Here is a 25,893-nt window from a genome sequence, read left to right as displayed (position 1 = left end):
AGCCGCGGCCGGCGCCGGCGATCCCGGCGCGCCGAGAGGAACCGGACATCGTCTGCTGCGCCGCCGGATGCCCCGTGCGGCCGGGGAGTGCGGCCGGGCTGATGGGAGGCGCGCGGCGGGGCGCGGGGATCGTGATATCCGGCCAGGGGGCGCGGCGGGGAATTCGGCCGGCGCCCATTGACCGTATCGCGTCCTACCCGCCCCCGGAATGTCGTGATGGCATGTCCATGTCCACATCCCATTCCGTGCCCGTCCGCACGAACGGAGAACCGGAAATGCCGTTCCGCAGAATTGCCGTCGGTGCAGCGATCGCGGTGCTGTCGGCCATGGCCGCCCCCGCACAGGCCGCCCCGACCGATTCCCCGTACATTCCGCCGCCCGGCCGCATCACGGTCGACGTGGTCGGGGTCAACGGCTCGGGCTGCCCGCAGGGGACCGCGGAGGTCGCCGCAGCCTCCGACAACACGGCCTTCACCGTCACGTACAGCAACTACCTCGCGCAGACGGGAGCCGGCTCCGGCGGCACCGAGTTCCGCAAGAACTGCCAGCTGGCCCTGCGCATCCACGTGCCGCAGGGGTTCACGTACGCCATCGCCCGAGCGGACTACCGCGGCTTCGCCCACCTCCAGCGCGGGGCCTACGCCCAGGAGCGCGCGAACTACTACTTCCAGGGCTCCGCGCAGACGGCCCGTACGACCCACCAGTTCAACGGCCCCTTCACGGACAACTGGCAGGCCAGCGACCAGACCGACTACGCCGACCTGGTCTGGGCCCCCTGCGGCGAGGAGCGCAACCTCAACGTCAACACCGAACTGCGGGTCTACGCGGGCACGTCGAGCCCGCAGACCCTGAACTTCATGAGCATGGACTCGACGGACGGCAGCGTCAGCACCGTCTACCACTTCGAGTGGCGGGAATGCCCCGCGGCCTGAGCGGGCGAGCGCCGGAACCCCGACCGACCCGACAGTTAGGAGTGACAACGATGTCTCATCCCCTGTCCCGCCATCGCGCCCGCACGCGCGCCCGTACGCGCGCCCGCGCCCGGCACCTGCTCATCGGTGGGGCCGCCGCCGCCCTGATCACCGCGTCGACGCCCGCCGTGGCCGCCGGGCCCATCACCGCCCCGCCCGACAAGATCGTGATCGAACTCGCCACCGTGAACGGCTCCGGCTGCCGCGAAGGCACCGCCGAAGTGGCCGTCGCCCCGGACAACACCGCCTTCACGGTCACGTACAGCGAGTACCTGGCCCAAGTCGGCCCCGGCGCCCCGCCCACCGCCTTCCGCAAGAACTGCCAGCTCAACCTCCGCGTCCACGTGCCCTCCGGCTTCACCTACGCCATCGTGCAGGCCGATTACCGTGGATTCGCGTTCCTCCAGCCCGGCGCGTGGGGCCAGGAAAGGGCCAACTACTACTTCCAGGGAATGCCGCAGACATCCCAGCGGACCCACACGTTCAACGGCCCGCTCAACGACAATTGGCAGACGAGCGACAAGACGGAGTACGCCGACCTCGTCTGGGCCCCGTGCGGTGAAAAGCGCAATTTCAACATCAATACGGAACTGCGCGTGAACGCGGGCACGTCCAACCCGCAGACGTCCACGAGCTTCATGGCCATGGACTCCACCGACGCCAGCGTCAGCACCCTCTACCACCTCGCCTGGCAGGTGTGCCCGGACCCGAAGAACCCGAAGAAGGGGTAGCGCAAGCGGCCCGTCGCGGTGGTGCCGACCCCGCCGCGGCGGGCCGCGGGCCCGAGCCACTACCGTCGCAGGTCTACGGCGGTGTCCTTCCGGCACGCCCCGAGCAGGAAGAACGCGTCATGACCCAGCAGATCCTCGAGCGTCTCGCCGGCCACGAGCAGCGGTTCAACTCGCTCTTCGAGGAGTACTTCGACACGCTGAGCGCCGGACTCGGCGCACCGTCGTTCAGCCGTTTCACGCCGGAGTGCCTGCGGCTGCTGCGGGAGCTGTCCCTGCGGGGCGGGAAGCGGATACGGGTCGTACTGCTGCACGAGGCCGCGCGCCTGGTGACCGACGGGGCGGTCGAAGGACTGGACGCCGCGGCCCTGAGCACCGAGCTGCTCCAGACCCACGGCCTGGTGCACGACGACCTCATCGACGACAGCCCCACCCGGCGCGGCGGCCCGTCCACGTACTACTCCTACCGGGAGCGGTTCCCCGACCACCCGCGGGCCGCCGTCGGCCTGACCGTCCTCGCGGGCGACCTCGCACTCGCCCTGTCGCTGCGGGTGCTGCTGGAGGCGAAGGTGCCCGTGGCCGTACGGCAGGCCATGGTCGAGGCGCAGACCCGGGCGGCCGCCGACACGTTCGTCGGCCAGATCGTCGACCTGGAGCGCGACTTCGCCGCCGCACCGGACGAGGAGGTCCTGCACAGCGTGGCGGACTACAAGTCCGCCCGCTACTCGATCCTCGCGCCCATGCAGCTCGGCCTCCTGGCCGCGGGCGAGCAGCCCGCGCACTTCGACGGGGAGCTGCGGGACTACGCGCGGCTGACGGGAATCTGCGGGCAGATGCGCGACGACTACCTGGACCTGTTCGGAGACGCGGCCGCCATGGGCAAGCCGACCGGCACCGACATCCGCGACGGGAAGAACAGCTACACCGTCCGTGCCCTGCTGGCATCGGTCGACGGCGCGGAGCGCCGCACGGTGGAAGCCGCTCTAGGGGACCCGTCCTGCACGCCGGAAGCCGTCGCCGCCGTCCGGGAGATCGGGGAGCGCCGGGGTGTGCCCGCCGGGATGCGGGCGGACATGCGCCGCCATGCGCAGCAGGCGTCCGAGGTGGCGGCCGGCTGGCGGTCGCGGTGGCGGGCGGAGTCGGTCGCCTTCTTCGAGCAGCTGCCGCTGTTGACCGTCGAGCGGCTCGGCTGACCTGAAGACACGCCCGCACCCGCGCCCGTCCTGCTGCGTACGTCAGTCCGGGCGCGGACGCGGGCCGTGGCCGCGGATCAGGATGCGGCCAGGGCCTCCAGGGCGGGGACCGTCTCGGCCGGGCTCGGCAGGGCGGCGTTCTCCGCCTGGAGGCGGGTAGCGGCCTCGCGCAGGGCCGGATCGGTCGTGAGGCGGGTGAGGAGCTCGGCGTCCACGCCGTCCGAGGCGGAGCGCAGGGCGGCGCCGGTTCGGGTGAGGGCGTCGGCGTTGGTGAAGTGGTCGGCGCCCTGGGGGAGCAGGAGCTGGGGCAGGCCGGCCTGCAGGGCGGTGAGCATGGTGCCGGCGCCGCCGTGGTGGATCAGGGCGTCGGAGGCGGTCAGCAGCTCGGCGAGCGGGATCCAGGGCAACGGGCGGACGTTGTCCGGGAGGGTGCCGAGCGCGGTGAGGTCGGCGTCGCCGACGGCGAGCAGGAACTCGGCGTCCACCGAGGCGGCGGCCTCGATCAGACGGACGATGGCGCGGACGCCGTCCATCTCGGTGAGCACGGTGCCCAGGGTGATGGTGACGCGCGGGCGGCTGCCCCGGCGGAGCAGCTTGGCGGGGACGATGCCGCCGCCGTTGTAGGGGACGTAGCGCATCCGCAGGCCGCTCGGGTCGCCGCCGAGCGAGGCGGGGACGATGTTCAGCGCGGTGGGCTCGGCCGGGCCGTCCACCCCGTACGTCTCGTACGCCTCCGTGAAGTTGGCGGCGAGCCGGGCGACCATGTCGAGGCCGGAGGTGACGCCGAAGTTCTGGATCACCGACGGGATCTTGAGCTTGGCCGCGACCAGCGGGGCGGAGGCCTGGAAGGAGTCGTAGACGAGCAGGTCGGCGCGCCAGTTCTCGGCGGTCTCCAGCAGACCGGGCACGGTGGCGCGGGAGACGAGCGCGAAGCCGTGGGCCGCGCGGTCGAGGATCTCGTCCGATGTCATCTCGGGTGCGACGTAGCGCACTTCCTCGCCGGTGGACTGCTCGAACACGTCCCGGATGGTGCGGCCGTCGCCGATCTCGACGATGGGGAAACCGGCTTGGCGGAGCTGGTGAAGCGGTTGTGAGTTGGCGAAGAGCACCTCGTGGCCGGCGGCGCGCAGGGCCTGTGCGGTCGGGATCATCGGGAAGAGGTGCCCGGCCGCGGCCGGGCCGGTGAAGAGGATGCGCACGTGTTCTCCTTGCCGTTGTTCTGACGGTCGAGGACGAGTCGTGCGGGCCCGCCCCGATTCCCTTCCGTGAACTGACGGGAAGGCGGGTTGTGTTCCCCGCAGAGCGTCGAAATCCGGACGTTCTGGAACGAGGACGAGGCGGCCGGGGGGGGCTTGACTCGGAGAAGTGTGAGTGGTTGAGTACTCACATGAAGTCAGAACGAACCCGCCAGCTGTCCACCGCCGAGGAGCGCCGTGCGACGGTGCTGCACACCGCCATCGGCGCCTTCGCCGCACGCGGCTACTTCGGCACCACCACGACCGAGGTGGCCAAGGCGGCCGGCATCTCCCAGGCGTACGTGTACCGGCTGTTCCCGAGCAAGGAGTCGCTGTTCGTCGCCGTGGTGGAGCACTGCTTCGTGCAGGTGCGGGCCAGCATGGAGGAGGCGGTGGCCGAGGCCCGGGGGAGTGGCGCGGACGAGGTGCTGGCGGCCATGGCGGAGTCGTACGCCAAGCTGATCGGCGACAACGACCTGATGTTGATCCAGCTCCAGGCCCAGGCGGCCGCCGCCTCGGAGCCCGCCGTGCGCGAGGTGGTCCGCCAGGGCTACGCCCGCCTGGTGGAGTACGTACGCGGCGCTTCGGGCGGCAGTGAGCAGCAGGTCCAGGAGTTCTTCGCCCGCGGCATGCTCTGCCACCTGATCGCCTCGATGGGGGCGGACCAGGTCGACGCGCCCTGGAGCCGGACCCTGTCGGCCGGCATCCGGCACTACTGAGGCCGCGTCGCGGTCGGCGGGGCGCGTGTGCCGCCCTGCCTCTTTTCGGCCCAGCTTGTGAGTGGTTGACCACACAATGGAGCTTGTCGTGCAGAAGTCCTCAGGAGCCACCACCCGCCCGGGTGCCGCGCTCGCGGCGCTGGCCGCGGCGCAGTTCACCGTCATGCTGGCCACCTCGATCGTGAACGTGGCGCTGCCGCAGATCCGTGCCGGGGTGGGCCTGTCGGACGGCGGCACCACGTGGGTGGTCAACGCCTACGGCCTGGCGTTCGGGGCGCTGCTGCTGGCCGGCGGCCGCGCGGCCGACCTCCTCGGCCGCCGCCGGGTCCTGCTCGCCGCCCTCGGGCTGTTCGCAGCCGCGTCCCTGGCGGCCGGCCTGGCGGCCACGCCCACGGCCCTGATCGCCGCCCGCGCCGTGCAGGGTCTGGCGGCCGCGGCGATCGCGCCGAGCGCCCTCGCCCTGCTGATGGTCCTCTTCCCGCCCGGCCCCGGGCGCGGCAGGGCGCTGGGGGTGTGGGGCGCGGTCTCCGGGGCGGGCGCCGCGGCGGGAGTGCTCCTCGGCGGGGTCCTCACGCAGGCGTGGGGCTGGCCCTGGATCTTCCACGCCGTCGCCGTCGGGGCGTCCCTCGTGCTCATCGCCACGGCGGCCCTCGTACCAGGGGCCCCCGTCACCGAACGCGGACGGTTCGACCTGCCGGGCACCGCCACCGTGTCCCTCGCGCTGACCGCCCTCGTCTGGGGCCTGACCACCGCACGCCGCTCCGGCTGGACGGACACGCAGGTGCTCACCGCCCTCGCCCTCGCGGCCGCGCTCCTCGCGGTGTTCGTCCTGGTGGAGCGGCGCCACCCGAATCCGCTCCTCCCGCCCCGCCTGTTCGGCACGGGCCGGGTCGCGGCGGGGAACGTGCTCATGGCGCTGCTCGGGTCGGTGTGGATCGCGCTCTTCTTCTTCCTGCCGCTCTACCAGCAACAGGTGCTCGGGTCCAGCCCGCTGGTGACGGGCCTGGGCCAGCTGCCGCTCGCCGCAGCCAACATGCTCGGCTCCACCCTCGCACCACGGATCAGCCGCCGCATCGGCGTCACGGCGACCGTGACGGCGGCCCTGTTCGCCGAGGCCGGCGGGCTCCTGTGGCTCTCGCGGATCACCGCCGACGGCAGCTACCTCACGGGGGTGCTCGGGCCGAGCGTCCTGATCGGCCTGGGCTTGAGCATCGCCTTCGTCCAGCTCACCGCGCTCTCCGTCGAGGGGGTCCCGCGAGAGGACGCGGGCCTGGCCGGCGGGCTGGTGAACACCACCCGCCAGGTCGGCGGCGCGATCGGCCTCGCCGTACTGGCCACTCTTGCCGGCTCCGTCACCGCCCACGCCACCACCCACCAGCCGCCCCTGGAGGCCCTCACCGCCGGCTACCGCACCGCGTTCGCCCTCTCGGCCGCGGTCCTCGCCGCCACCGCCGTCCTCGCCCTGACCGTCGCTCGCCGCGGCCGGGCCGACCGCACTGCCCCGCAGCAGCCGGCCGCGCTCACCCACACCTCCTGAGACCGGCCGCCGTATCAACCGGCACCCGTCACCACCCACGACTCCCACCCACACCCATCGCCCCTCACGCATCACCCCGAGAAGGAGACCCGCCATGTTCACCATCGACACGAACGCCCCCGTCATCGCCCGCCTCTCCACCGTGATCGACGCCCCGCTGGAGACCGTGTGGCAACTCCACACCGACATCGGCGCCTGGGCGACCTGGAACCCGGACGTGGACCAGTCCGTCCTCGACGGCCCGCTGACGCCCGGCACCTCGTTCACCTGGAAGACCCACGGCATGGACATCACCTCCACGGTGCACGAACTGATCCCGGGGGAGCGGATCGTGTGGGGCGGACCGGCCGGCGGAATCACCGGCATCCACGTGTGGACCTTCGAGCAGAACGGTGACCGGGTCACCGTCCACACCGAGGAGTCCTGGAGCGGAGACCCCGTCGACGCCGCGCCCGAGGAACTCGGCCGGGCGCTGCACCAGTCCCTGGAGAACTGGCTCGCCGCACTGAAGTCCCAGGCCGAGCACGGCATGTGACACCCCCTCCCGCGCACTGCCCACCAGCCAACGCCCCGCACATCGAGAAGTGAGGTTCCTGCCATGACCCGCATGCCGTTCCTGACCGGTCACTACGAGCCCGCCGTCGACGAGATCACGGCCACCGGCCTGACCGTGGAGGGTTCCCTGCCCCCGGAGCTGACCGGCCGTCTGATCCGTAACAGTCACAATCCCAAGCCGGGCGTCACCCCCGCCCACTGGTTCAAGGGCAGTGGGATGGTGCACGGGATCCGGCTGCGGGAGGGCCGTGCCGAGTGGTACCGCAACCGCTGGGTCCACACCCCCGCCCTGGACGGCGCCCCGTACATGACCGACCGCGGCCCCGACCTGACCGCCAGCACGGCCGGCACCCATGTCATCGAGCACGCGGGCCGTCTGCTGGCCCTCTGCGAGGCGAACCTCCCCTTCGAACTCACCCCCGATCTGGAGACCGTCGGCGCGCACGACTTCGACGGCAAGCTCCGCACCGCCATGACCGCCCACCCCAAGACCGACCCGGTCACCGGCGAGCTGCACTTCTTCGGCTCCTCACCCTTCCCTCCCTTCCTCACCCACCACGTCGCCGACGCCAAGGGCGCGATCGTCCACAGTGCCGAGATCCCGGGAGCCACCGCCGCGCTCAAGCACGACTTCGCGCTCACCCGCCACCACGTGGTCTTCATCGAGGGCAACGTCACCTTCGACCCGGCCGAGCACTCCGGCATCCCGTACTCCTGGAGTGATGCCCAGCCCGCCCGTATCGGTGTGATGCCCCGCGGCCCCGAGGGCGCCCGGCACGTGCGCTGGTTCCCGATCGAACCGGGCAGCATGCTGCACGTCGGCAACGCCTACGAGGACGGCCGGGGCCGCATCGTCCTGGAAGGGCCCACCGTCGACCGTGAGGGCTTCCGGCTCTCCTGGAACTGGTGGACCGGCGCACCCGGCCGCGGTACGGAGCCCAACACCCGTTCCTGTACCCGCCGCTGGACCATCGACCTGACGGCCGGAACGGTCGACGAGCGGATCACCGACGACCTGGCCGTGGAGTTCCCGACCCTCAACGAGGACTACCTGGGTGCCGAGAACCGCTACCAGTACGCCGTCTCCTTCCCCGACCACCACGGCATGGGCGGCTACGGCGTCGTCAAGTACGACCGCACCACCGGCGCCCGCCGCATCCACGAGGTCGGTGACGCCCGGCTGCCCAGCGAGGCGGTCTTCGTCCCCGCCGAGTCCGCCACCAGCGAGGACGACGGCTACCTCCTCACCGTGGTCTCCGACCTCAAACAGGACTCCTCGCAACTCCTGGTCCTGGACGCCGCCGGCCTCGACCGGATCGCCACCGTCCACCTGCCCCGCCGCGTGACCGCCGGAATCCACGGCTCCTGGATCCCCGACACCGCCCTCGACGGCAGCCGGAACTGACACACCGGATCCCGGGAGAACGAACGAGCCCCGTCTCTCCGGGGATCCGCCACTCGCCCGAAACCCCTCCCCGCCCTGACTCCCGCACCCTTCGAAGCTCCGCCGAAAGGAACCCCGAGATGCGCACCGCCACCCTGGCCAAGCTCGCCGTCCTCCCCGCCGCCCTCCTCCTCGCCGTCACCGGCACCGCCCACGCCGCCGCCGAAGCCCCCGCGACGACTGCCTCCGCCCGCTGCACCCCCGACGTCCGGATCGACGAGACGGCGCCCGTGATCACCCGCAAGGACATCCTCATCCAGGCCCCGCTGCACGCCATCTGGAAGATCCAGACCGACGTCGAGAACTGGCCCGCATGGCAGCCCGACGTCGACGCCGTCACCAAGGACACCCCGGGCCGGCTGCGCCCGGGCTCCGTCTTCCGCTGGACCACCCAGGGCCTGGACATCACCTCCACCGTCCAGCAGGTCGACCACGGCAAGCGTCTCGTCTGGGGCGGCCCGGCCCAGGGGATCACCGCCGTCCACGTATGGACCTTCACCCCCACCAAGGACGGTGTCCTCGTGCGCACCGAGGAGTCCTGGAACGGTGCACCCGTCCTCGCGAACCAAGCCGCCCTGCGGGCCGCCCTCGACGCCTCCCTGAGCGACTGGCTCCGCAACCTCAAGCAGGCCGCCGAAAGCCGGCACGCGCAGTAGCCGACGGGCGCATGAGGCCTGAAAACGTGGAGGAAGCCCCGTCCGGAGGACCGGCGGGGCTTCCGCGGTGTCAGTTCATCAGCAGGAGGCGCGTGCTCGGCACCAGCTTGCGGTTCACACTGGTGCTCTGCACGAAGATCGTGAAGTCGTCGTTGTGGTCCGGCTTGACGCGGGCTTCCGCATCCGGCAGGCCGAGCAGAGCTCGGGCCTCCGGGCCCGTGTAGACCTGGTCCGTCTTCTTCTCCAGCACCGCGATCTGCTTCCGAGCCTGGATTTTCTCCGTCTTGCTCAGCTGGTAGAACGCACACCCGGTGCGGTAGGTGTGGCCGGATTCGGTGACCCATTCCCGGATCGCCGCTTCACGGGCCACCGGAATCAGCTGGTATTGCGACGGATCCGCGGGCTTGAGACCGGCCGCCTGAATGGACTTCTTGTTGACCGTGTCCGCACCCGTGGAGAAAACCGCCCGCGACCCCCGGATTCCCTGAGAGCGGCCCACCATGAATTTCTCGGTGGCCTGGAGGATGACCTTTCCGGCTTCCTCCAGACCCTGCGTGCTCGTGGCGTCCCAGATGGCGATGTTGTCCCTCGGGAAGCCGCACTGCATGGCCTCGCGCTTGCCCATCTGGTCCGGCACGAGGACGGCCAGCGTCCAGTTGTCCTGCTGAGTCTCGATCATGGTGGCCACGGCCTGCACCAGCTCACGCGGGTTCCTGGCCGGAGCGTCCGGGCAGCGGTGGCTCGCGTTCTCCTGGCCGTCGGTCAGAACGAACGTCAGGAAGCTGTGGTCGCCGTACAGTTGGGCCGTCTGCGCCAGCTCACGCTGCGACTTCAGGGTGGCCGCCATCAGGGCCGTCATTCCGCCGACCCGGTAGAGCTGCTTCAGGGACGGCATGCGCAGCACGTCCTTGTCGTAGATGACGCACTCCACCTTGTCGGCGAACACGTACACCGTGACCCGGGTTTCCTGGTCCAGTTCCTGCGAGCGGCGGGCCAGATAGGCGATCTGCTGATCGGCGACTTCGACGACCTTGCCGCTCAGGTGCGACATCGACGAACTGGCATCCAGCACAAGAGCAACGTGGTTGATGTAGTTCTGGTTTCCGGACATGAGCTCCCCCTTTTCCCAAGCGATGAATCGATCGTCTCACCCACCACTGACAATCGGTCCTGGAGCCGGGAGGGCAGGACGGAGGGCAGGCCCGGCCCGGGGGAGTCGGCCGGGCCCGCACGGTGCTCGTTCGGTCTGGTGGTGCGTCAGAGGGGCTTCAGCCGCGTGCGCAAGAGACAGAACTCGTTGCCCTCGGGGTCGGCCAGGACGTGCCAGCTCTCCTCTCCGGTCTGGCCGACGTCGGCGCGTACGGCGCCCAGCGCGAGCAGTCTGGCCAGCTCGGCGTCCTGGTTGCGGTCGGTGGCGTTGACGTCGATGTGCAGGGGGAGCTTGCCCGCCCGCTGGGTGCGTCCCGGACTGAGGACGAGGGTCGGCTGCGCCCCGCCGAACCCCACGCCGGGCGGGCCGATCTCGATGCTGCCGTCATCCTCTCGGGCCAGCTCCACGTAGCCGAGGACGTCGCACCAGAAGGCGGCCAGTCGGTCAGGGTCTTCCGCGTCGATGACGAGTTCGCTGATTCGGCATGCCATGGGGCGAGGATAGCCCCGCCGGGCCTGGCGCCCCGGGGGCCGTCACCCGGTCGGCCCGCACACGCGCAGGGCCGCGGCCGTGTGGAGGGCGGCCCCGGTGGCCAGGGCGGCCTCGTCGAAGACGACGCGGTTGGAGTGGCAGTCGGGGGCCTCCTCGGGCGGGACGCCGGGCGGGCGGGTCCCGAGGAAGCCCATCGTGCCCGGCACCCGCTGCAGGACGTACGAGAAGTCCTCGGCGCCCATGAACGGCTCGGCCAGGTGGTGGACCCGGTCGGGCCCGAGGAGCAGGGCCGCCGTGTCGTACAGGGCCGCCGTGCCGGCCGGGTCGTTGACGACGGGCGGGTACCCCTCGGTCAGGGTGATCTCGGCACGCGCTCCGTGCGCTGCGGCGACGTGGTGGGCGACGCGGGTGATGCTGTCGCGCACCAGCTGCCGGGCGGTGGGGGAGAGGGTGCGGAAGGTGCCGCGGATCTCGGCCGTCTCGGGGATGACGTTGCCCGTCGTGCCGGCGTGGATCGAGGCGACGGTGACCACGGCCGGATCGAAGATGTCCACGGTCCGCGTGACCATGGACTGCAGGGCCTGGACGATCTCGCAGGCGATGGGGACGGGGTCGAGCGCCCGGTGCGGTGCCGAGGCGTGCCCGCCGCGGCCGTGTACGGTCACGCGCAGTCCGTCCGAGGCGGCGAAGGTCGGGCCCGGCCGCAGGTGGAAGGTGCCGCTTTCGAAGCGCGTCGTGACGTGCAGCGCGAACGCGGCGGCGACCTCGCCGCCGTCGGCGGTCTCCAGCACCCCCTCGTCGATCATGTGCCGGGCGCCGCCGCCGGATTCCTCGGCGGGCTGGAACATGAAGACGACGCGGCCCGCCAGTTGTGAGCGGCGGGCCGCGAGCAGCCTGGCGGCCCCGACCAGCATGGCGGTGTGCGTGTCGTGCCCGCAGGCGTGCATGGCGCCCGGCACCTCGGAGGCGAAGTCCAGACCGCTCTCCTCGTCCACGGGCAGCGCGTCCATGTCGGCGCGCAGCAACACCGCCGGACCGGGCCGGGCGCCTTCGAGGGTGGCGGTGACGGAGCTCAGGCGGGAGCCGGTGGCCAGGTGCAGCCCGATTCCGGCCAGCGCCTCCAGGACGGCCTGCTGCGTACGGGGCAGGTGCGTGCCCAGTTCGGGGAAGCGGTGGATGCTCCGCCGCAGGGCCACGATGCCGGGCAGCGCGGCCTGAGCCTCGGCGAGCAGCTCACCGAACGCCTCCTGGGACGCGGCGCCGTGAGAACGGGTCATACGGCGATCACTGCCCCGCATCCCGGGCGGCCACGCCTCATATGTCGGCATGAACAAGTCGAACCGGGTGGAAGCCGGGCCTTGGGTACTTCTACGCGCGTCAGACGCGGTGATCACCTGTCGGAACCTACGGGCACGGACGTCCGTGATTGGACCATCGGCCACACATCGCTCCTAAGCGGAATCAATCCCGCCATGATCGGGAGAGAATCCCGGCCCACGGGCCTCGGCGGGGTACCCCCGGCCCGGAGAGACATGAGCCGTATCGGAATCCAGAAGAAGATCAGAACAAGATCAGGGGAAGACACCCGTGCGACGAAGGATTTTCGGCACGTCCGCCACCGCGGTCGTGCTCGGTCTGTTGATACCGCTGTCCGGATGCGGGAGTTCCGCGGACGGGGCAGACGGCGGCACGCTGCGCCTGGTGGCCGCCGAGTACGGCGACGCCCCGGCCACCAGCTCCAAGGCCTTCTGGGACAAGGTGACGGCGGATTTCGCCGCCGCGAACCCCGGGATCAAGGTGGAGGTCAAGCTCCTGCCGTGGGCCGACATCGACCGTCAGGTGTCCGCGATGGTCAAGACCGGCAAGGCGCCGGACATGGCCCTGATGGGCTCCTATTCGGACTTCGCGGCCCAGGACAGGCTCTACTCCGCGGACGAGCTCCTGCCCGTCGCCGCCGAGGCCAACTTCCTTCAGCCGCTGGCCGAGGCGGGCACGGTCGGCACCAGGCTGTACGGTCTGCCGTTCGTGGCGAGCAGCCGTCTCCTCTTCTACAACGAGGCGCTCTTCACCAAGGCCGGGATCGCCCAGCCGCCCAGGACCTGGTCCCAGCTCAAGGCCGCTGCCAAGGCGCTCAAGGACAAGGGCGTGAAGTTCCCGTACGCGCTGCCCCTGGGCCCGGAGGAGGCGCACGCCGAGGCGCTGATCTGGGAGCTGAGCAACGGCGGCGGGTACGCCGACAGCAGCGGCAGCTACAGCCTGGCCTCCGAGGCGAACGTCGAGACCTGGCGCTGGGTCAAGGACAGCCTGGTGGCCCCCGGCCTCACCGGCCCCATCCCGCCGTCCCAGCTGAACCGCGCGGACGCCTTCGCCGCGTTCCTGCGGGGCGAGGTCGGCATGCTCAACGGCTATCCGTCGCTCGCCCACGAAGCGGCCGCCAAGGGCATCGGCGTGGGCACCGTCTCGATGCCGGTGTCGGACACGCTCGGCGCGGATGTGAGTCCGCCGGTCGTCGGTGTGGCCGACTGGATGATGGCCTTCAGGCAGAACGGCAAGCGCGTCGAGATCGGCAAGTTCCTGGACTTCGTCTACCAGGACAAGAACCTGTCGGACTTCGCCGACCGCTACCACCTGCTGCCGTCCACCGTCAGTGCCGCGCGGACCCCGGCCGGCGGCGGACTCGACAAGAACGACGAGCAGTTCCTGGCCGCGCTGCGCGGCGCCCAGCTCTATCCGGTGAACGACCCGTCGTGGATGGCGGTCAGCGACACGATCAAGCGCAACATCGGACGCGCGGTGGAACCGAACGCCGACCCGAAGGCCGTCCTGCAGGACATCGCCGTCAAGGCGGACCAGGCGGGCCAAGGGAACTGACAGGCCGGCAGGCCGGCAAGTGGCCGGTCCGGCTCCGGCGGCCCGGCCCGCCTCCGACGCCATTAATAATTGAACACGTTCAGGCCTACTGGCAGTATGAGGGTGCGCGGCGTCCTCCGAACCCGGAGCGGTGCCCGTTCGGCGTACCGGGAGGGGGCGACCGTGGAAACGAAGCGGTCCTACGGTCGGGTGCTGGTGGCCTCGACCCTGGTGTTGTGCCTGGAGGTGCTGTTCGCGGCGGTGATCGGCCTGCTGTACGCCATGACCCGGGAGCCGCCCGGCTTCAACGGGCACTACGTCGAGGCCGTGGGGTCCTTCCTGGCCCTCACCGGGGTCTTCGCGGTGCTGGGGCTGGTGCTGTCGCTGGCCGTGGTGCTGCCGGCGGTGGCTCTGAGCGACCTCCTCGGGCGGCTGGTCGGCGGTCCGGACGTGTGGGCCTGGGTGCCGGTGGTGGTGGGCGCGCTGCTCGCGCCCCTCGCCGGCGCGGCACTGGCCGGGGGCTGGACCGGGTCCAACGTGCTGTGGACCTGGGTGATCGCCACGGCCGTCCTGTCCCTGGCCGCCCTGCTCGGCCGTCCGCGGCGGGCGGGGCTGCTCGGCCTGGTGGCGGTGCGTGGGACGGCGCTGGTGGTGGGCGCCGGCCTGCTGGGCGCCTTCGCGCTCTGGACGGACATCGTGCCGAAGTACCGTCCTCCCGCCATCACCCGGGCGTCGGTGGTCGGCACGTGGTCCGACGGGCGCGGCGGCCACCTGACCTTCGAGGCGGACGGCCGGGTGACCGCCCAGGGCATCGGCCTGTTCGGTCCCGGCGACAGCTCCGACGACATGGCGGAAACCTGCTCGGGCCCGGGCGTGTGGACCTTGAGAACCGGGCGCACGACCTGGGACCAGCGGGTCGCCGCCGACGTCGCCGGATGCTCGCTCCCGGAATGGGGCGTGGCGGGCAGGGCCGGGCGCCCGGAGCTGTACCGGTACGTCGGCGATCCGGACGCCGGGGACGTGTACGCGCTGCGCAAGAGCAGGTGACCCGCCGGGGCCGGACCCCCGTCCGGGACTGGCCCGGCCTCCCGGCTCCCAGACCGCACCGCCGTGCCGGGATCAGCGGGTCTGGTGGACCCGCTGGCTGGTCAGTTCGTACCGGGCCCCGACCACGGCCAGCTCGCCCGCGGTGACCTTCGCCGCGATACCGGGTTCGGCGACCAGGCGGGAGCGCACCAGCCGCACGTTCGCCGTGACGGCCGCGTCCACGCGCGCCGCCCCCTGGACGGAAGGGTCGATCACCGGACGGATCTGATCGACCAGGTACTGCATGTGCCCGGGCAGCTGCTCCCCGGTCCGGGCGGCCTGGACGGCGGCCGTGACCGCTCCGCACGACTGGTGCCCCAGCACGATGACGAGCGGAATGTCCAGCTCGAGCACCCCGTAGGTGATGCTGGCGAGAACCGCCTCGTCGAGTACGGGGCCCGCCGAGCGCACGGTCAGCAGATCGCCCAGCCCCTGGTCGAAGACCAGCTCCGGCGGGACGCGGGAGTCCACGCACCCCAGGACGGCGGCGAACGGGTGCTGACCGGAGATCAGGGTCTGCCGCACGGCCCGGGTCTGGTCCGGATGCCGCTCGTGGAACGTCCGCCAACGGGCATTGCCCGCGGCGAGTTCCCGCAGAGCGGACTCGGGAGTGCCGGGCCGAGCGGTCTTCCTCGCGGCGCGGGTGGCCGTGGAGGGTGAATCGGCCACCAGCCCGGCGGCCACCGCCACCGCTCCGGCCAGCCCGGCGCGGACGAGCCGACGTCGTCCAAAGGGTGCATGACGTTCAGAATTGCCTACCATATCGGGGCAAACTAGACGCATCCGCGCCGGTGTACGGGCCGCCGCTCCCGGCTTGGCCCGACGGCGCCGTTCAGGTACGGCCGACCGGGTCCTGGTCCGGGACGGCCTCCGGGGATCCCGGCTGGGCGGGCACACCGGTCAGGAGCGGCCGGGGCGGGGTGCGCCGACGGCTGATCCAGGCTGCGGCGGGTTCGGTGTAGCGGGCGGTGAGGGGGCCGATGATGACGAGGATGAGGACGTATGCGGTGGCGAGCGGGCCCAGGGCGGGTTCGATGCCGGCGGTGACGGCGAGGCCGGCGATGACGATGGAGAACTCGCCGCGGGCGACGAGGGTGCCGCCGGCCCGCCACCGTCCCTTGATTCCGACACCCGCCCGTTTGGCCGCCCAGTAGCCGGTGGCGATCTTTGTGCCTGCGGTGACCATGGCGAGTGCGAGGGCGGGGAGCAGGACGGGTGGGATGCTGGCGGGGTCGGTGTGGAGGCCGAAGAAGACGAAGAAGACGGCGGCGAACAGGTCGCGTAGGGGGCTGAGCAGGGTGTGCGTGCCCTCGGCGACTTCCCCGGAGAGCGCGATGCCGACGAGGAACGCGCCGACGGCGGCCGATACTTGGAGTTGCTGGGCGATCCCGGCGACCAGGAGGGTCAGGCCGAGGACGACGAGGAGGAGTTTCTCCGGGTCGTCGCTGGAGACGAAGCGGGAGATGTGGCGTCCGTAGCGGACTGCGATGAACAGGACGGCTCCGGCGACGCCGAGGGCGATGGCCAGGGTCGCGCTGCCGGCGGCGAGGCTCACTCCGGCGAGGAGTGCGGTGATGATGGGCAGGTAGACGGCCATGGCGAGGTCTTCGAGGACCAGGATGGAGAGGATGACCGGGGTTTCGCGGTTGCCGAGCCGGCCGAGGTCGCCCATGACCTTGGCGATGACGCCGGAGGAGGAGATCCAGGTGACTCCGGCCAGGACCACGGCGGCCACCGGGCCCCAGCCCATGAGCAGGGCGGCGACCGCGCCGGGTACGGCGTTCAGGCCGAAGTCGACCAGTCCGGCCGGGTATTGGGTCTTGAGGTTGGAGACCAGGTCGCTGGCCGTGTACTCCAGGCCCAGCATCAGCAGCAGCAGGATGACGCCGATCTCGGCGCCGATCGCGACGAACTCCTCGCTCGCGCCCATGGGCAGCAGCCCGCCGGTGCCGAAGGCCAGTCCGGCCAGCAGGTAGAGGGGGATGGGGGAGAACTTCAGGCGGCCGGCGACGCGGCCGAGGAGGCCCAGGCCGAGGATGATCGCGCCGAACTCGATGAGGAAGAGAGCGGAGTGCACAGGCGTCTCACTCCCGTCCGAGTATGGAGGCGGCGGCGTCGACGCCCTCGCGGGTGCCGATCACGATGAGGGTGTCCCCGCCGGCGAGACGGAAGTCGGGCGCGGGGGAGGGGCGGGCTTCCGCGCGGCGCAGCACGGCCACGATCGAGACGCCGGTCTCGGTCCGCATCCGTGTCTCGCCCAGCACGCGGCCGTTCCAGTACGAGTGCCCGGACAGCTCGATCCGCTCGGCCACCAGACCGAGGTCGGTGGTGTGCAGGACGTTGGGGCTGTGGTGGGCGGGCATCAGCGCGTCGATCAGCGAGGCCGTCTCGGCACCGGTCAGGTGGAGGGACTGGGCGCAGGCGTCGGGGTCGTCGGCCCGGTAGAGGTTCACGGTCCGGGTGCCGTCGCGGTGTGCGATGACCGACAGGTGGCGGTGTTCGCGGGTGGTGAGGTCGTATTGGACCCCGATGCCGGGCAGTGGTGTGGTGCTCATCCGTGGAGCAGGCACAGCCGTCCCCCTCGTGTTCGCTTGCGTACGTGAATGCCGGTGTGCGGCAGCGCGATCTCGGGCAGGAGCCGGCCGCCCGGCGGACCCATGGTGCCACTTTCCGCCGGGCCGAAATATGGGTGCCGACACGGATGGACGGCAGCCGTCCAGCCCGTGAGGATGAGCCGGGGAAGTAGGCTCTGCAGCAGGTCAGCGCACCGGGGTACGGGAGGGTCGCGGGGCCGTGACGGATGCTGGGGGACCGGCTGGAGAGGTGTGTGGCCGTGTCGTTGTACTGGCGGATCTTCCTCCTGAACGCCGGGGTCCTGGCCGTCGCGGTGGCTTTGCTGCTCGGTCCGGTCACCGTGTCCACGCCCGTCCTGTTCGGCGAGGCGCTCGTCCTGCTGGCCGGACTCGCCGCCATGCTGGTGGTCAACGCGGTGCTCCTCAAGGTCGGTCTGGCCCCGCTCGCCCGGCTGAACCGGGCGATGGCCAACGCGGACCTGCTGAAACCCGGGGCCCGCCAGACGGTCACCGGAGACGGGGAGATCGCCGCGCTCACTCAGGCCTTCAATGCGATGCTGGACCGGCTTGAGGCGGAGCGGGCGATGAGCAGTGGGCGGGTGCTGACGGCGTTGGAGGGTGAGCGGAAACGTATCGCCCAGGAGCTCCACGACGAGATCGGCCAGACCCTCACCGCCGTGCTGCTCCAGCTCAAGCACGCTTGCGACCATGCGCCCGAAGCGGTCCGCACGGACTTGCGCCAGGCTCAGGAGACCACCCGCGCCAGCCTGGAGGAGATCCGCCGTATCGCCCGTCGTCTGCGCCCCGGTGTCCTGGAGGAGCTGGGCCTGCACAGCGCGGTTCGCTCCCTGGCCGCCGAGTTCACCACCCGGCGCCTGGGCGTCACCGCGCACGTCACTCCCGGCCTGCCGCACCTGGATCCGGCCGCCGAACTCGTCGTCTACCGCGTCGCCCAGGAAGGCCTGACCAACGCCGCCCGCCACTCCGGCGCGACCCGCGTCGAGGTCCACCTCCGGCCCCTGCCCGGCGGCGGGGTCGGGCTCCTGGTACGCGACAACGGACACGGCCTGCGCGACGCACCCGAGGGCGCGGGCATCCGGGGGATGCGGGAGCGCGCCCTGCTGATCGGCGCCGAACTCGTCGTCGGGGCCGGCCCGCACGGCGGCACCCAGGTCCGCCTCGACATCACTGACACCGCAGACACCACGGGGTCCCGACGATGACCCAGCCCGCGTCCGGGCCCGCCCGTATCCTCCTCGCCGACGACCACACCCTCGTACGCCGCGGAGTGCGCCTCATCCTCGACTGCGAACCCGACCTGAGCGTGGTCGCCGAGGCCGCCGACGGAGCCGAAGCCGTCGCCCAGGCCCGCAGCCTCGACATCGACCTGGCCGTACTCGACATCGCCATGCCCCGCCAGACCGGACTGCAAGCCGCCCGCGAACTCGCCCGCATCCGCCCCGGCCTGCGGATCTTGATGCTCACCATGTACGACAACGAGCAGTACTTCTTCGAAGCCCTGCGCGCCGGAGCCTCCGGCTACGTCCTGAAATCCGTGGCCGACCGCGACCTCGTCGAAGCCTGCCGCGCCGCACTGCGCGACGAACCCTTCATCTACCCCGGAGCGGAAACCGCCCTCATCCGCACCTATCTCGACCACGCCCGCACCGGCGGCCCGCTCCCGGACCGGCCCATCACCGAACGCGAGGAAGAGATCCTCAAACTCGTCGCCGAAGGCCACAGTTCCAAGGAAATCGGCGACCTCCTCGTCATCAGCCCCAAAACCGTCGAACGCCACCGCGCCAACCTCCTGCAGAAACTCGGCCTGCGCGACCGCCTCGAACTCACCCGCTACGCCATCCGCGTAGGCCTCATCGAACCCTGACCCGCCCCCCTGCGGCAGACGAGCCGGCCCCCTCGGTACCCCGATACCCGGGTGCGTGGGGGCGGCGGGCACCGTAGGGTCCTGGTCCCATGGGCACCTTCCTCCACCGACCGCGTCTGACCGCTGACCAGCTCGTCTCCGCTCTGGTCGCACGTTTTCCGCAGGCGGCCGTCGAACGTTCCGTCACGGCTGCGGGAGTCGAGGTGGTGGGCGTGTCCGTGGAGCGGGGGCGGGTGCGCGAGGTGTGGGACGAGTGGCGCCGAAGACACGGGGAGACCGGCTGGTGGCCGTACGCGACGTCGGCGGCGCCGGGCGACGAGGCGCGGTGCACCGCGACGCTCGGCGGCGGCGACCGCGCGGACCTCGAGGACGAACTGGCGCGGACGGTGAGCCAGGACCACGACGCCGTCGTGGCATCCGTGGTGACCTCCGGCCTCCGGTGGTCGTTGGCCGTGGCGTGCAGTGACGAGGAGGACCGGCAGGGCTGGCTCGACGACTACGACGCGGACCGGCTGGCGCCGCTGCTCGGCCCCGCGCTCACCGAACCGCTCCCCGGGGTGTCGCGTTGGGGCTCCGGGGACGGCGACATCTTCTGGGGCCGGAGCCACCGCTGGCTCAACTTCGTGCCTGCGCGGGGCGGCCACGAGGTACCCGTCGTCCTGCCCCACCTGATCTGGACGGTCAACTGGTCCGGATACGGCGACCGGGTGCTCACCCCCGCCGACCACGCGGCACTGCTGAGGCGCTGGCACGAGCAGTGGGGCGCCGAACTCTTCTTCGCACGCGGGGCGTACCTGGAACTGGTCGTCGACAGGCCGCCCCTGACTCCGGGGGCGGCAGCCCGGGCCGCCACGGAACTGACGGGCTTCTGCAGCGATACGGTGCAGGATCTGCCGCGGGCCGGCGACGGAATGGCCCGCTCCACCATGTGGTCGCTGTGGTGGGACTGAACGGCAGGCCGCCGGATCCGCCTTCGCGAGCCCCGCAGGCCGCGCCCGCCCCGCTGTCGCCCGTGGTGGCCGAACGCCTGCTTTCCCCCTTCGGGGCGGCGGCCCACGACGTGGGCAAGACCGTGCACCCCGAGGAGCACCCTGGCCCGGTACACCGCCACCCACGCCCGCTGGGACGACCCCGCCCCGTCCGCCGGTCGTGGCGGGCCGCGCGTTACAGGCTGATGACGACCAGGGCGGTGTCGTCGGTGGTGCCGGTCGGCGGGATCAGTTCGGCCAGGAGGGTGTCGGCGAGGGTGTCCGCATCGGCCGAAGCGTGGCGGGTGAGGCAGTCGGCGAGGCGGCGGAGGCTCGTGTCGATGTCCTCGTGGCGGCGCTCGATGAGGCCGTCGGTGTAGAGGACGAGGGTGGCGCCCTCGGCGAAGGCGGTTTCGGCCTGGGGTCTGGGTACGTGTTCGGGCCTGGCGCCCAGCGGCGGGTCGGTGGCCTGGTCGAGGAACTCGACGGTGCCGTCGGCATGGAGCAGGGCGGGCGGAGGGTGGCCGGCGCTGCTGTAGGCGACGGTGCGGTGCTCGCAGTCGATGACGGCCTGGAACGCGGTGGTGGACTCGGCTCCGTCGACGTGCCGGGCGTACAGGCCGAGCGTGTCGAGGGCGGTGGCGGGACCGTCGGCGGCGCGTACCGCCGCGCTGAGGGCGCTGCGGAGCTGCCCCATGACGCAGGCCGCGGGCAGGCCGTGGCCGACGACGTCTCCGACGGCGACCGCGATCCGGTCACCGGGCAGCTCGGCGAGCTCGTACCAGTCGCCGCACACGTTGAGGGCGCCGAGGGCGGGCCGGTAGCGCACCGCCGTGCGGTGGCGGCCCAGTGTCCTGGGCGCCGGCAGCATCGCGGCCTGCAAGGCCAGCGCGACCTCGCGGTCGCGGGCGTGTGCCCGGCGGAGCCGCTCGTTGATCTCCTGGAGTTCCCGGCCGCGGGTGTACAGCTCGGCCTCCAGCACCCTGGCCCGGTCCCCGTCGGCCCGCCCCCGGGCCCGGATCAGCTCGGTGACCTCCTCCACCCGGTGCAGCAGCAGTGCGACCTGCCCGTCCGGGCCGAGGACCGGGGCGTTGACCGGGCTCCAGTACCGCTCCTCCCACTCACCGGGCCGGTCGGGGTACTCGACGTCGTAACGCTGCAACGCCATGGTGTCGCGCTCGCCGGTCTCCACCACGCGCAGCAGCGACGTCTGGAGGTTGCGCACGCCGGTCGGTCCGGGGGCGTTGGGGTTGTCGGGGAAGACGTCGAAGAGGTAGCGGCCGACCACCTGGTCGCGGGTGCGTCCCGACAACCGCAGGAACGCCTCGTTGGCATCCGCGAAGACCAGGTCGGGGGTGAGCAGGGCCACCGCGCCCGGCATGGCCCGGAACGCCGCCTCGTAGTCGATCCCGTGCGGCGTCACGACAGCACGCGGCTTGCGCTCCGGCATGGCGGGAACTCCTCACGGCGCGGGAGAGGGATCGTTTCCATCCTCGGTCGCCGCCGGGGGCGACGCCTCCCGACGCGGGCGACCGCCTCCCGGCGTCACCCTCCCGCCACGGTCCCCCGCCACGGTCCCCCGCCACGGTCTCCGCCGCGGCGTGCGGCGGAGACCGTGGACGGGGACGGGGACGGGGGGTCAGGCGAAGTCCGGGCACTCCGCGACGAAGCCCTGGGAGACGGACTGCCACACACCCTCGTCCTCCCGTGCGCTCAGCCGGTCCGCCTCCTCGGCGGACGCGACCAGCTGGGCGGTGGTCAAGTGGGCGGCGGCCGTGAACACGCGTCCGACGTGGCGACAGAGCGTGATCGGGCGGAGCTCCTCCGAGTACGGCTGGCCGACGACGGCGAACAGGTCGGGCAGGGTCCAGCCGAGGGGACCGGCCACGGAGCAGAGCTGGTGCTGCCGGTGCGGACTCGGTTCCCAGCCCGTCGTCATCCCGAGCAGCGTGCTGCGGGACAGCCCGAGGAAGGGCAGTTCACCGACGCCGAAGCCCCGGTTCCGGATCAGCCCGTTGAACACGGCGGCGGAGCCGGTCTCGGCGGGGTGGTGGTACGGGGCGACCGGCGGGACGAAGGGCCCCGGGGCGGCGAGGCGCGGCAGCGAGCTGACGAAGCCCTCCAGCAGGGCCAGTTGCGCGTGGTCGCAGTGGCTGGTGCGGAAGGCGAACCGTCTCGTGGCCTCCGGGTCGCGCTCCGGTGGCAGGAGCTCCGCCGGCACCGGTCGGCCCGCGACGACGAGCAAGTCGGCCACGGGTATGCCGAGATCGGCGGAGAGTTCGCCAAGTCGCTGCGGGTCGACGTCGGTTCCGCCGCCCACGAGGTTGCTGAGGATGCTGGACCGTTCCATACGGGGAACGGTAGCCGCACGGTGATCAAGGTCCGGCGGCCCGGTTCAATCGACTGGAGACGAGACGAGTCGTCTTGCTATGGTGGATCCATGACTTTCCCCTACTTCCGCTGAGTCCGGGCACGGCCGTCACCGCCGTTTCTGCTGCCCGTAGACACTTCGCCTTCCCCAGGGAAAGTCACATGCGCGAACACACCCACACCCGTGCCCACGCCCCGGCCCCCGCTGCCGTGGCGCAGCTGTCCGTCAAGGACGTCACCAAGTCCTACGGCACCCGGACCGTCCTCGACCACGTCTCCTTCACCGTCCGCCCGGGGGAGAAGGCCGCCGTGATCGGCGAGAACGGCTCCGGCAAGTCCACCCTGCTGCGGCTGCTCGCGGACATCGAGCAACCGGACGCCGGAGAGATCACCGTCGGCTTCCCCGGAGGCACCGGCCACCTCGCCCAGACCCTCGACCTCGACCCCCACCGCACCGTCCAGGACGCCGTCGACCTCGCCCTCGCCGAGCTGCGCGACATGGAGAGCCGGCTGCGCGCCGCGGAGGAGCACCTCGGCGAGGCCTCGCCGGAAGAGCTCACCACGTACGGCGAGCTGCTGATCGCCTACGAGGAACGCGGCGGATACCAGGCGGACAGCCGTGTCGAGGCCGCCCTGCACGGGCTCGGGCTCGCCGGGATCACCCGCGACCGCCTCATCGGCTCGCTCTCCGGCGGGGAACAGTCCCGGCTCGCGCTCGCGTGCGTGCTGGCCGCCGCCCCCGAGCTGCTGCTCCTCGACGAGCCCACGAACCATCTGGACGCACCGGCCGTGCGCTGGCTCGAGGAGTACCTGCGCGCGCACCGCGGCACCGTCGTCGCCGTCACCCACGACCGCGGCTTCCTGGAACGCATCGCCGGGACGATCCTCGAGGTCGACCGGGACGCGTGCACCGTGCACCGGTACGGCGACGGCTGGACCGGCTACCGCGCAGCGAAGGCCGCCGCCCGCCGCCGCGCGGAGCAGGAGTACGCGGAGTGGCTCCAGGCGGTGGCACGAACGGAGGAGCTGGTCGGGGCCGCCGGGCAGCGGCTCGCCACCACCGGCAGGGATCCGCGGCAGGGCTTCGGCAAGCACCGCCGCTCGCACGAGGCCAAGCTGGGCGGGCAGGTGAGGGCGGCCCGCGAACGGCTCGCCGGCCTGCGGCGCAACCCGGTGGCGGAGCCGCCGGAACCGCTGCGGTTCACGGCGGCCCTGTCCGCGACGGGCGGCGCCGGGCGGTCCGGGGACCGCCCGCTCGCCGAGCTCGACGGCGTGGCGGTCGGCGAGCGGCTGCGCCTGGACGGCAGGCTGGTGATCGCGCCCGGACAGCGGCTGCTGGTCACGGGCGAGAACGGGGCGGGCAAGACCACGCTGCTGCGCGTCCTGGCCGGAGACCTCGAGCCGGACGCGGGGGCCGTGCGCCGCCCCGCACGGATCGGGTACCTGGCACAGGAGCTGCCCGCACGCTCCACCCGGCTGCCGCTGCTCGCCGCCTTCGCGGCCGGGCGGCCCGGGCTGCCGGAGGAGTACGCGGACCGGCTGCTGGCGCTGGGCCTGTTCCGTGAGCAGGACCTGCACGTCCCGGTGGCGGCGCTGTCCGCGGGGCAGCAGCGGCGCCTGCAGATCGCGAGCCTGGTGACCCGGCCCGCTGACCTCCTCGTACTCGACGAGCCGACGAACCACGTCGCGCTCGACCTGGTCGAGGACCTGGAGGCGGCGCTCGCCGCGTACCCGGGGGCGGTGGTCGCGGTCTCGCACGACCGCGGCTTCCGCGAGCGGTTCGCGGGGGAGCGGCTGGCGCTGCGCTGCGGACGCAGGAGCTGAGCCGCCCGCCGTTGGGCACGCGGTGGCGGGCGCCGGCGAGGGGCCGGCGACGGGTCGGCGAGGGGTCGGGCTCACTCCGTCTCACTCCATGTGGATGTCGACGGCCATCTCGTCGTCGTTGGGGTTGCCCTCGACCTCGATGGTGACGCCGGACCAGCTGCCGTCCGGCAGGTTGAGCGCCGGGCTCGTCGACTTGCCGATGGTCCTGTTCCCCAGGGAGGGGTACAGGTCCGAGGAGTCGCCCCGGTTGCCCCGGCCGAAGATCGTGCCCAGGTCGCGCCGGCCGTCGGCCTGCAGCAGCTCGATCGCCAGGCCGTCCTCGTCGTTCACGTTCTCGATCGCTTCGTCCACCGTGTAGACCGAGATGCCGGCGTCCGGCAGGAACGCGTCCTGACCCCGGCGCCGCCGGTACTCGACGAGGATGTACTGCTCTTCCGCCATCGTGTCCGCGTTCTGGACGAAGAGCAGGTCACCGCCCTCCGCGGCCGGCCGCAGCACCACGTCCTTGGTGGTCCTGGTGATGCGCTTCGGCGAGGCCCAGCCGTGGAACATGCGCAGCATTCCGTTGGGGAACACCGGCGTCAGGCCGGAGTTGCCCCAGTTGCCCGCCGCCATCAGGCAGTAGTTGCCCAGGCCGCTGGACTTGGTCGCGTCCAGCCGGCCCGTGTCGTAGTAGTCCGCCCACCGCGCCGCCAGGTGGCCCCACTCGTGGGCGCACAGGCCCATCGCGCAGTCCTCCGGCACGGTCAGGAACGTCTCCACGGTCAGGCCGGAGCCGACGGCGACACCTCCCGGCACGCCCCACTTGAGGCTCCAGATGTCGTGGCGGCTCCTGGTCTGCTCGGCTCCGGAACCCGCGTGGACGATGAACAGCGCGGTCACCGTGTGCTCGTCCAGCGCGTCGTACGGCCGGAAGTCGATGCCTTCCGCCTTGGCCAGCTTCACCGCGTCCCGGGCCATGCCCTGCGAGTTGCGGGGGAAGTCGCCCATCCCCGAGTTGCCGTCGGCGTAGAAGGAATGCGGCTGGGGCAGCCGGAACCAGCCGTGCACCTCGCCCTGGATGTCGATGCCGTTGCTCCCGAAGGCGTCGAAGTCGCTGATGGTGCGGTAGAACTCCCGCATGCTGCCGGTCGGCAGCGCGTTCGTGCTGAACAGGAGCTTGTCGTAGTGGCCCGGGCGGTGGCCCGCCTCGTGCGGCTTGTCGGGGAAGTCGACCAGCAGGACGAGCGTGTTGACGACTCCCCTGAGCTGCTTGTCGGGCCTGGTGATCAGCTGCCGCTCCGCACTCGGCTCGACGCGCACGGCGCCGTCGTCGAGGCCGGTGAGCCGTTCGGCCCGCCGGGTGGAGCGCCAGGTGTAGTAGTAGTCCTCGAAGGTGGTGTAGCGCGGCAGCCGGCCCGAATCCAGCAGGTCCAGGTATTCGGCGTAGAGCTGGGCCAGCGCGTCGGGGGCCAGCGGGGCCGGGCAGGGGTGCGTACGGGAACAGCGGTGTGACGAGGGGGATGCATTCGTGCGTCGCATGGCGACCACTCACTTGCTCGGACGATCGCAGAGCACGGCCACGGCGGGAAATGACCGCGTTTAGGGCGTATACGGACGCCATCCGTTTATGCTGTACGTATACAGGCTCCACCTGCGCCATGCCGTCGTCAAGGCA

General features: G+C 71.8%; 24 protein-coding genes. 14 read left to right on the top strand and 10 right to left on the bottom strand.

Going from position 1 to position 25,893, the window contains the following annotated elements:
• The first annotated feature begins 275 nt into the window (after positions 1-275).
• The 3 genes from ACTVZO_RS02100 to ACTVZO_RS02090 all read left to right on the top strand — a co-directional run bounded on the left by ACTVZO_RS02100 (position 276) and on the right by ACTVZO_RS02090 (position 2,892).
• On the top strand, positions 276-932 hold the full coding sequence (locus tag ACTVZO_RS02100) for a DUF4360 domain-containing protein (RefSeq protein WP_443296670.1): 657 nt from the start codon (positions 276-278) through the stop codon (positions 930-932).
• A 50-nt stretch (positions 933-982) separates the two neighbouring features.
• Positions 983-1,702, top strand: a complete 720-nt coding sequence (locus ACTVZO_RS02095) for a DUF4360 domain-containing protein (protein WP_443296669.1) — start codon at positions 983-985, stop codon at positions 1,700-1,702.
• 119 nt (positions 1,703-1,821) lie between these two features.
• On the top strand, positions 1,822-2,892 hold the full coding sequence (locus ACTVZO_RS02090; protein WP_443296668.1) for a polyprenyl synthetase family protein: 1,071 nt from the start codon (positions 1,822-1,824) through the stop codon (positions 2,890-2,892).
• 77 nt (positions 2,893-2,969) lie between these two features.
• On the opposite strand, the gene ACTVZO_RS02085 is transcribed toward ACTVZO_RS02090, so the two are convergent.
• Positions 2,970-4,091, bottom strand: a complete 1,122-nt coding sequence (locus ACTVZO_RS02085; RefSeq protein WP_443296666.1) for a nucleotide disphospho-sugar-binding domain-containing protein — start codon at positions 4,089-4,091, stop codon at positions 2,970-2,972.
• Positions 4,092-4,279: 188 nt separating this feature from the next.
• Here ACTVZO_RS02085 and ACTVZO_RS02080 point away from each other — a divergent pair, with 188 nt between their 5' ends.
• The 5 genes from ACTVZO_RS02080 (at position 4,280) to ACTVZO_RS02060 (ending at position 9,038) form a co-directional block, all read left to right on the top strand.
• On the top strand, positions 4,280-4,846 hold the full coding sequence (locus ACTVZO_RS02080; RefSeq protein ID WP_443296665.1) for a TetR/AcrR family transcriptional regulator: 567 nt from the start codon (positions 4,280-4,282) through the stop codon (positions 4,844-4,846).
• Between the two features lie 88 nt (positions 4,847-4,934).
• Positions 4,935-6,383 (top strand): MFS transporter, encoded by a 1,449-nt coding sequence (locus ACTVZO_RS02075; protein ID WP_443296664.1) that lies wholly within the window; start codon positions 4,935-4,937, stop codon positions 6,381-6,383.
• 94 nt (positions 6,384-6,477) lie between these two features.
• Positions 6,478-6,918 carry an SRPBCC family protein gene (locus ACTVZO_RS02070; protein ID WP_443296663.1) on the top strand — a complete coding sequence of 147 codons (441 nt, stop codon included), beginning with the start codon at positions 6,478-6,480 and terminating at the stop codon, positions 6,916-6,918.
• Between the two features lie 63 nt (positions 6,919-6,981).
• Complete coding sequence (locus ACTVZO_RS02065; RefSeq protein WP_443296662.1) at positions 6,982-8,343, top strand: carotenoid oxygenase family protein; 1,362 nt, start codon at positions 6,982-6,984, stop codon at positions 8,341-8,343.
• 119 nt (positions 8,344-8,462) lie between these two features.
• Positions 8,463-9,038, top strand: a complete 576-nt coding sequence (locus tag ACTVZO_RS02060; RefSeq protein ID WP_443296661.1) for an SRPBCC family protein — start codon at positions 8,463-8,465, stop codon at positions 9,036-9,038.
• Positions 9,039-9,108: 70 nt separating this feature from the next.
• On the opposite strand, the gene ACTVZO_RS02055 is transcribed toward ACTVZO_RS02060, so the two are convergent.
• From ACTVZO_RS02055 to ACTVZO_RS02045, 3 genes are all read right to left on the bottom strand, one after another.
• Positions 9,109-10,149, bottom strand: coding sequence for a vWA domain-containing protein (locus ACTVZO_RS02055; protein ID WP_443296660.1), 1,041 nt, complete (start codon positions 10,147-10,149; stop codon positions 9,109-9,111).
• A 146-nt stretch (positions 10,150-10,295) separates the two neighbouring features.
• Positions 10,296-10,679: a VOC family protein gene (locus tag ACTVZO_RS02050; protein ID WP_443296659.1), complete on the bottom strand. Its 384-nt coding sequence runs from the start codon at positions 10,677-10,679 to the stop codon at positions 10,296-10,298.
• Between the two features lie 42 nt (positions 10,680-10,721).
• Positions 10,722-11,957 carry a M20 metallopeptidase family protein gene (locus tag ACTVZO_RS02045; RefSeq protein WP_443296658.1) on the bottom strand — a complete coding sequence of 412 codons (1,236 nt, stop codon included), beginning with the start codon at positions 11,955-11,957 and terminating at the stop codon, positions 10,722-10,724.
• Between the two features lie 310 nt (positions 11,958-12,267).
• Between ACTVZO_RS02045 and ACTVZO_RS02040 the strand changes: the two genes are divergently transcribed.
• Complete coding sequence (locus ACTVZO_RS02040) at positions 12,268-13,551, top strand: extracellular solute-binding protein (protein ID WP_443296657.1); 1,284 nt, start codon at positions 12,268-12,270, stop codon at positions 13,549-13,551.
• A 162-nt stretch (positions 13,552-13,713) separates the two neighbouring features.
• On the top strand, positions 13,714-14,577 hold the full coding sequence (locus ACTVZO_RS02035; protein ID WP_443296656.1) for a hypothetical protein: 864 nt from the start codon (positions 13,714-13,716) through the stop codon (positions 14,575-14,577).
• Between the two features lie 72 nt (positions 14,578-14,649).
• Here the strand turns inward: ACTVZO_RS02035 and ACTVZO_RS02030 are convergent, their stop codons facing one another.
• The 3 genes from ACTVZO_RS02030 to ACTVZO_RS02020 all read right to left on the bottom strand — a co-directional run bounded on the left by ACTVZO_RS02030 (position 14,650) and on the right by ACTVZO_RS02020 (position 17,171).
• Complete coding sequence (locus ACTVZO_RS02030; protein WP_443296655.1) at positions 14,650-15,378, bottom strand: carbonic anhydrase; 729 nt, start codon at positions 15,376-15,378, stop codon at positions 14,650-14,652.
• A gap of 70 nt (positions 15,379-15,448) precedes the next feature.
• Positions 15,449-16,693: a cation:proton antiporter gene (locus tag ACTVZO_RS02025; protein WP_443296654.1), complete on the bottom strand. Its 1,245-nt coding sequence runs from the start codon at positions 16,691-16,693 to the stop codon at positions 15,449-15,451.
• A 7-nt stretch (positions 16,694-16,700) separates the two neighbouring features.
• On the bottom strand, positions 16,701-17,171 hold the full coding sequence (locus ACTVZO_RS02020; RefSeq protein ID WP_443296653.1) for a cation:proton antiporter regulatory subunit: 471 nt from the start codon (positions 17,169-17,171) through the stop codon (positions 16,701-16,703).
• A gap of 278 nt (positions 17,172-17,449) precedes the next feature.
• On the opposite strand from ACTVZO_RS02020, the gene ACTVZO_RS02015 reads away from it, so the two are divergent.
• The 3 genes from ACTVZO_RS02015 (at position 17,450) to ACTVZO_RS02005 (ending at position 20,024) form a co-directional block, all read left to right on the top strand.
• On the top strand, positions 17,450-18,412 hold the full coding sequence (locus ACTVZO_RS02015; RefSeq protein ID WP_443303021.1) for a HAMP domain-containing sensor histidine kinase: 963 nt from the start codon (positions 17,450-17,452) through the stop codon (positions 18,410-18,412).
• The gene (locus tag ACTVZO_RS02010; RefSeq protein ID WP_443296652.1) at positions 18,409-19,074 is read left to right on the top strand and encodes a response regulator; all 666 of its coding nucleotides are present in this window, start codon (positions 18,409-18,411) and stop codon (positions 19,072-19,074) included. Before ACTVZO_RS02015 ends, ACTVZO_RS02010 begins: the two co-directional genes overlap by 4 nt.
• Positions 19,075-19,163: 89 nt before the next feature.
• On the top strand, positions 19,164-20,024 hold the full coding sequence (locus ACTVZO_RS02005; RefSeq protein ID WP_443296651.1) for a DUF4253 domain-containing protein: 861 nt from the start codon (positions 19,164-19,166) through the stop codon (positions 20,022-20,024).
• 214 nt (positions 20,025-20,238) lie between these two features.
• Here ACTVZO_RS02005 and ACTVZO_RS02000 read toward each other — a convergent pair whose 3' ends face one another.
• Together ACTVZO_RS02000 and ACTVZO_RS01995 are read right to left on the bottom strand one after the other, a co-directional pair.
• The gene (locus tag ACTVZO_RS02000; RefSeq protein WP_443296650.1) at positions 20,239-21,492 is read right to left on the bottom strand and encodes a PP2C family protein-serine/threonine phosphatase; all 1,254 of its coding nucleotides are present in this window, start codon (positions 21,490-21,492) and stop codon (positions 20,239-20,241) included.
• Between the two features lie 189 nt (positions 21,493-21,681).
• Complete coding sequence (locus ACTVZO_RS01995; RefSeq protein WP_443296649.1) at positions 21,682-22,392, bottom strand: hypothetical protein; 711 nt, start codon at positions 22,390-22,392, stop codon at positions 21,682-21,684.
• A gap of 182 nt (positions 22,393-22,574) precedes the next feature.
• Here ACTVZO_RS01995 and abc-f point away from each other — a divergent pair, with 182 nt between their 5' ends.
• Positions 22,575-24,236, top strand: a complete 1,662-nt coding sequence (gene abc-f, locus ACTVZO_RS01990) for a ribosomal protection-like ABC-F family protein (protein ID WP_443296648.1) — start codon at positions 22,575-22,577, stop codon at positions 24,234-24,236.
• 81 nt (positions 24,237-24,317) lie between these two features.
• Here abc-f and ACTVZO_RS01985 read toward each other — a convergent pair whose 3' ends face one another.
• A complete protein-coding gene (locus ACTVZO_RS01985; RefSeq protein ID WP_443296647.1) occupies positions 24,318-25,757 on the bottom strand; it encodes a M6 family metalloprotease domain-containing protein in 1,440 nt (479 codons plus the stop codon).
• Positions 25,758-25,893: the final 136 nt, after the last annotated feature.

The organism is Streptomyces sp. IBSNAI002 (assembly GCF_052244475.1).
In the GTDB taxonomy this organism is placed as follows: Bacteria; Actinomycetota; Actinomycetes; order Streptomycetales; family Streptomycetaceae; genus Streptomyces.
The sequence above is the reverse complement of the archived record's forward strand: the minus strand, read 5'-3'. Positions and strand labels throughout refer to the sequence as shown.

Bases quoted from the DNA above. Each gene is read 5' to 3' on its own strand.
- ACTVZO_RS02100 (WP_443296670.1), top strand. From the start codon at position 276: ATGCCGTTCCGCAGAATTGCCGTCGGTGCAGCGATCGCGGTGCTGTCG.
- ACTVZO_RS02095 (WP_443296669.1), top strand. From the start codon at position 983: ATGTCTCATCCCCTGTCCCGCCATCGCGCCCGCACGCGCGCCCGTACG.
- ACTVZO_RS02090 (WP_443296668.1), top strand. From the start codon at position 1,822: ATGACCCAGCAGATCCTCGAGCGTCTCGCCGGCCACGAGCAGCGGTTC.
- ACTVZO_RS02080 (WP_443296665.1), top strand. From the start codon at position 4,280: ATGAAGTCAGAACGAACCCGCCAGCTGTCCACCGCCGAGGAGCGCCGT.
- ACTVZO_RS02070 (WP_443296663.1), top strand. From the start codon at position 6,478: ATGTTCACCATCGACACGAACGCCCCCGTCATCGCCCGCCTCTCCACC.
- ACTVZO_RS02065 (WP_443296662.1), top strand. From the start codon at position 6,982: ATGACCCGCATGCCGTTCCTGACCGGTCACTACGAGCCCGCCGTCGAC.
- ACTVZO_RS02060 (WP_443296661.1), top strand. From the start codon at position 8,463: ATGCGCACCGCCACCCTGGCCAAGCTCGCCGTCCTCCCCGCCGCCCTC.
- ACTVZO_RS02055 (WP_443296660.1), bottom strand. From the start codon at position 10,149: ATGTCCGGAAACCAGAACTACATCAACCACGTTGCTCTTGTGCTGGAT.
- ACTVZO_RS02050 (WP_443296659.1), bottom strand. From the start codon at position 10,679: ATGGCATGCCGAATCAGCGAACTCGTCATCGACGCGGAAGACCCTGAC.
- ACTVZO_RS02045 (WP_443296658.1), bottom strand. From the start codon at position 11,957: ATGACCCGTTCTCACGGCGCCGCGTCCCAGGAGGCGTTCGGTGAGCTG.
- ACTVZO_RS02030 (WP_443296655.1), bottom strand. From the start codon at position 15,378: ATGGTAGGCAATTCTGAACGTCATGCACCCTTTGGACGACGTCGGCTC.
- ACTVZO_RS02020 (WP_443296653.1), bottom strand. From the start codon at position 17,171: ATGAGCACCACACCACTGCCCGGCATCGGGGTCCAATACGACCTCACC.
- ACTVZO_RS02010 (WP_443296652.1), top strand. From the start codon at position 18,409: ATGACCCAGCCCGCGTCCGGGCCCGCCCGTATCCTCCTCGCCGACGAC.
- ACTVZO_RS02005 (WP_443296651.1), top strand. From the start codon at position 19,164: ATGGGCACCTTCCTCCACCGACCGCGTCTGACCGCTGACCAGCTCGTC.
- ACTVZO_RS02000 (WP_443296650.1), bottom strand. From the start codon at position 21,492: ATGCCGGAGCGCAAGCCGCGTGCTGTCGTGACGCCGCACGGGATCGAC.
- ACTVZO_RS01995 (WP_443296649.1), bottom strand. From the start codon at position 22,392: ATGGAACGGTCCAGCATCCTCAGCAACCTCGTGGGCGGCGGAACCGAC.
- abc-f (WP_443296648.1), top strand. From the start codon at position 22,575: ATGCGCGAACACACCCACACCCGTGCCCACGCCCCGGCCCCCGCTGCC.
- ACTVZO_RS01985 (WP_443296647.1), bottom strand. From the start codon at position 25,757: ATGCGACGCACGAATGCATCCCCCTCGTCACACCGCTGTTCCCGTACG.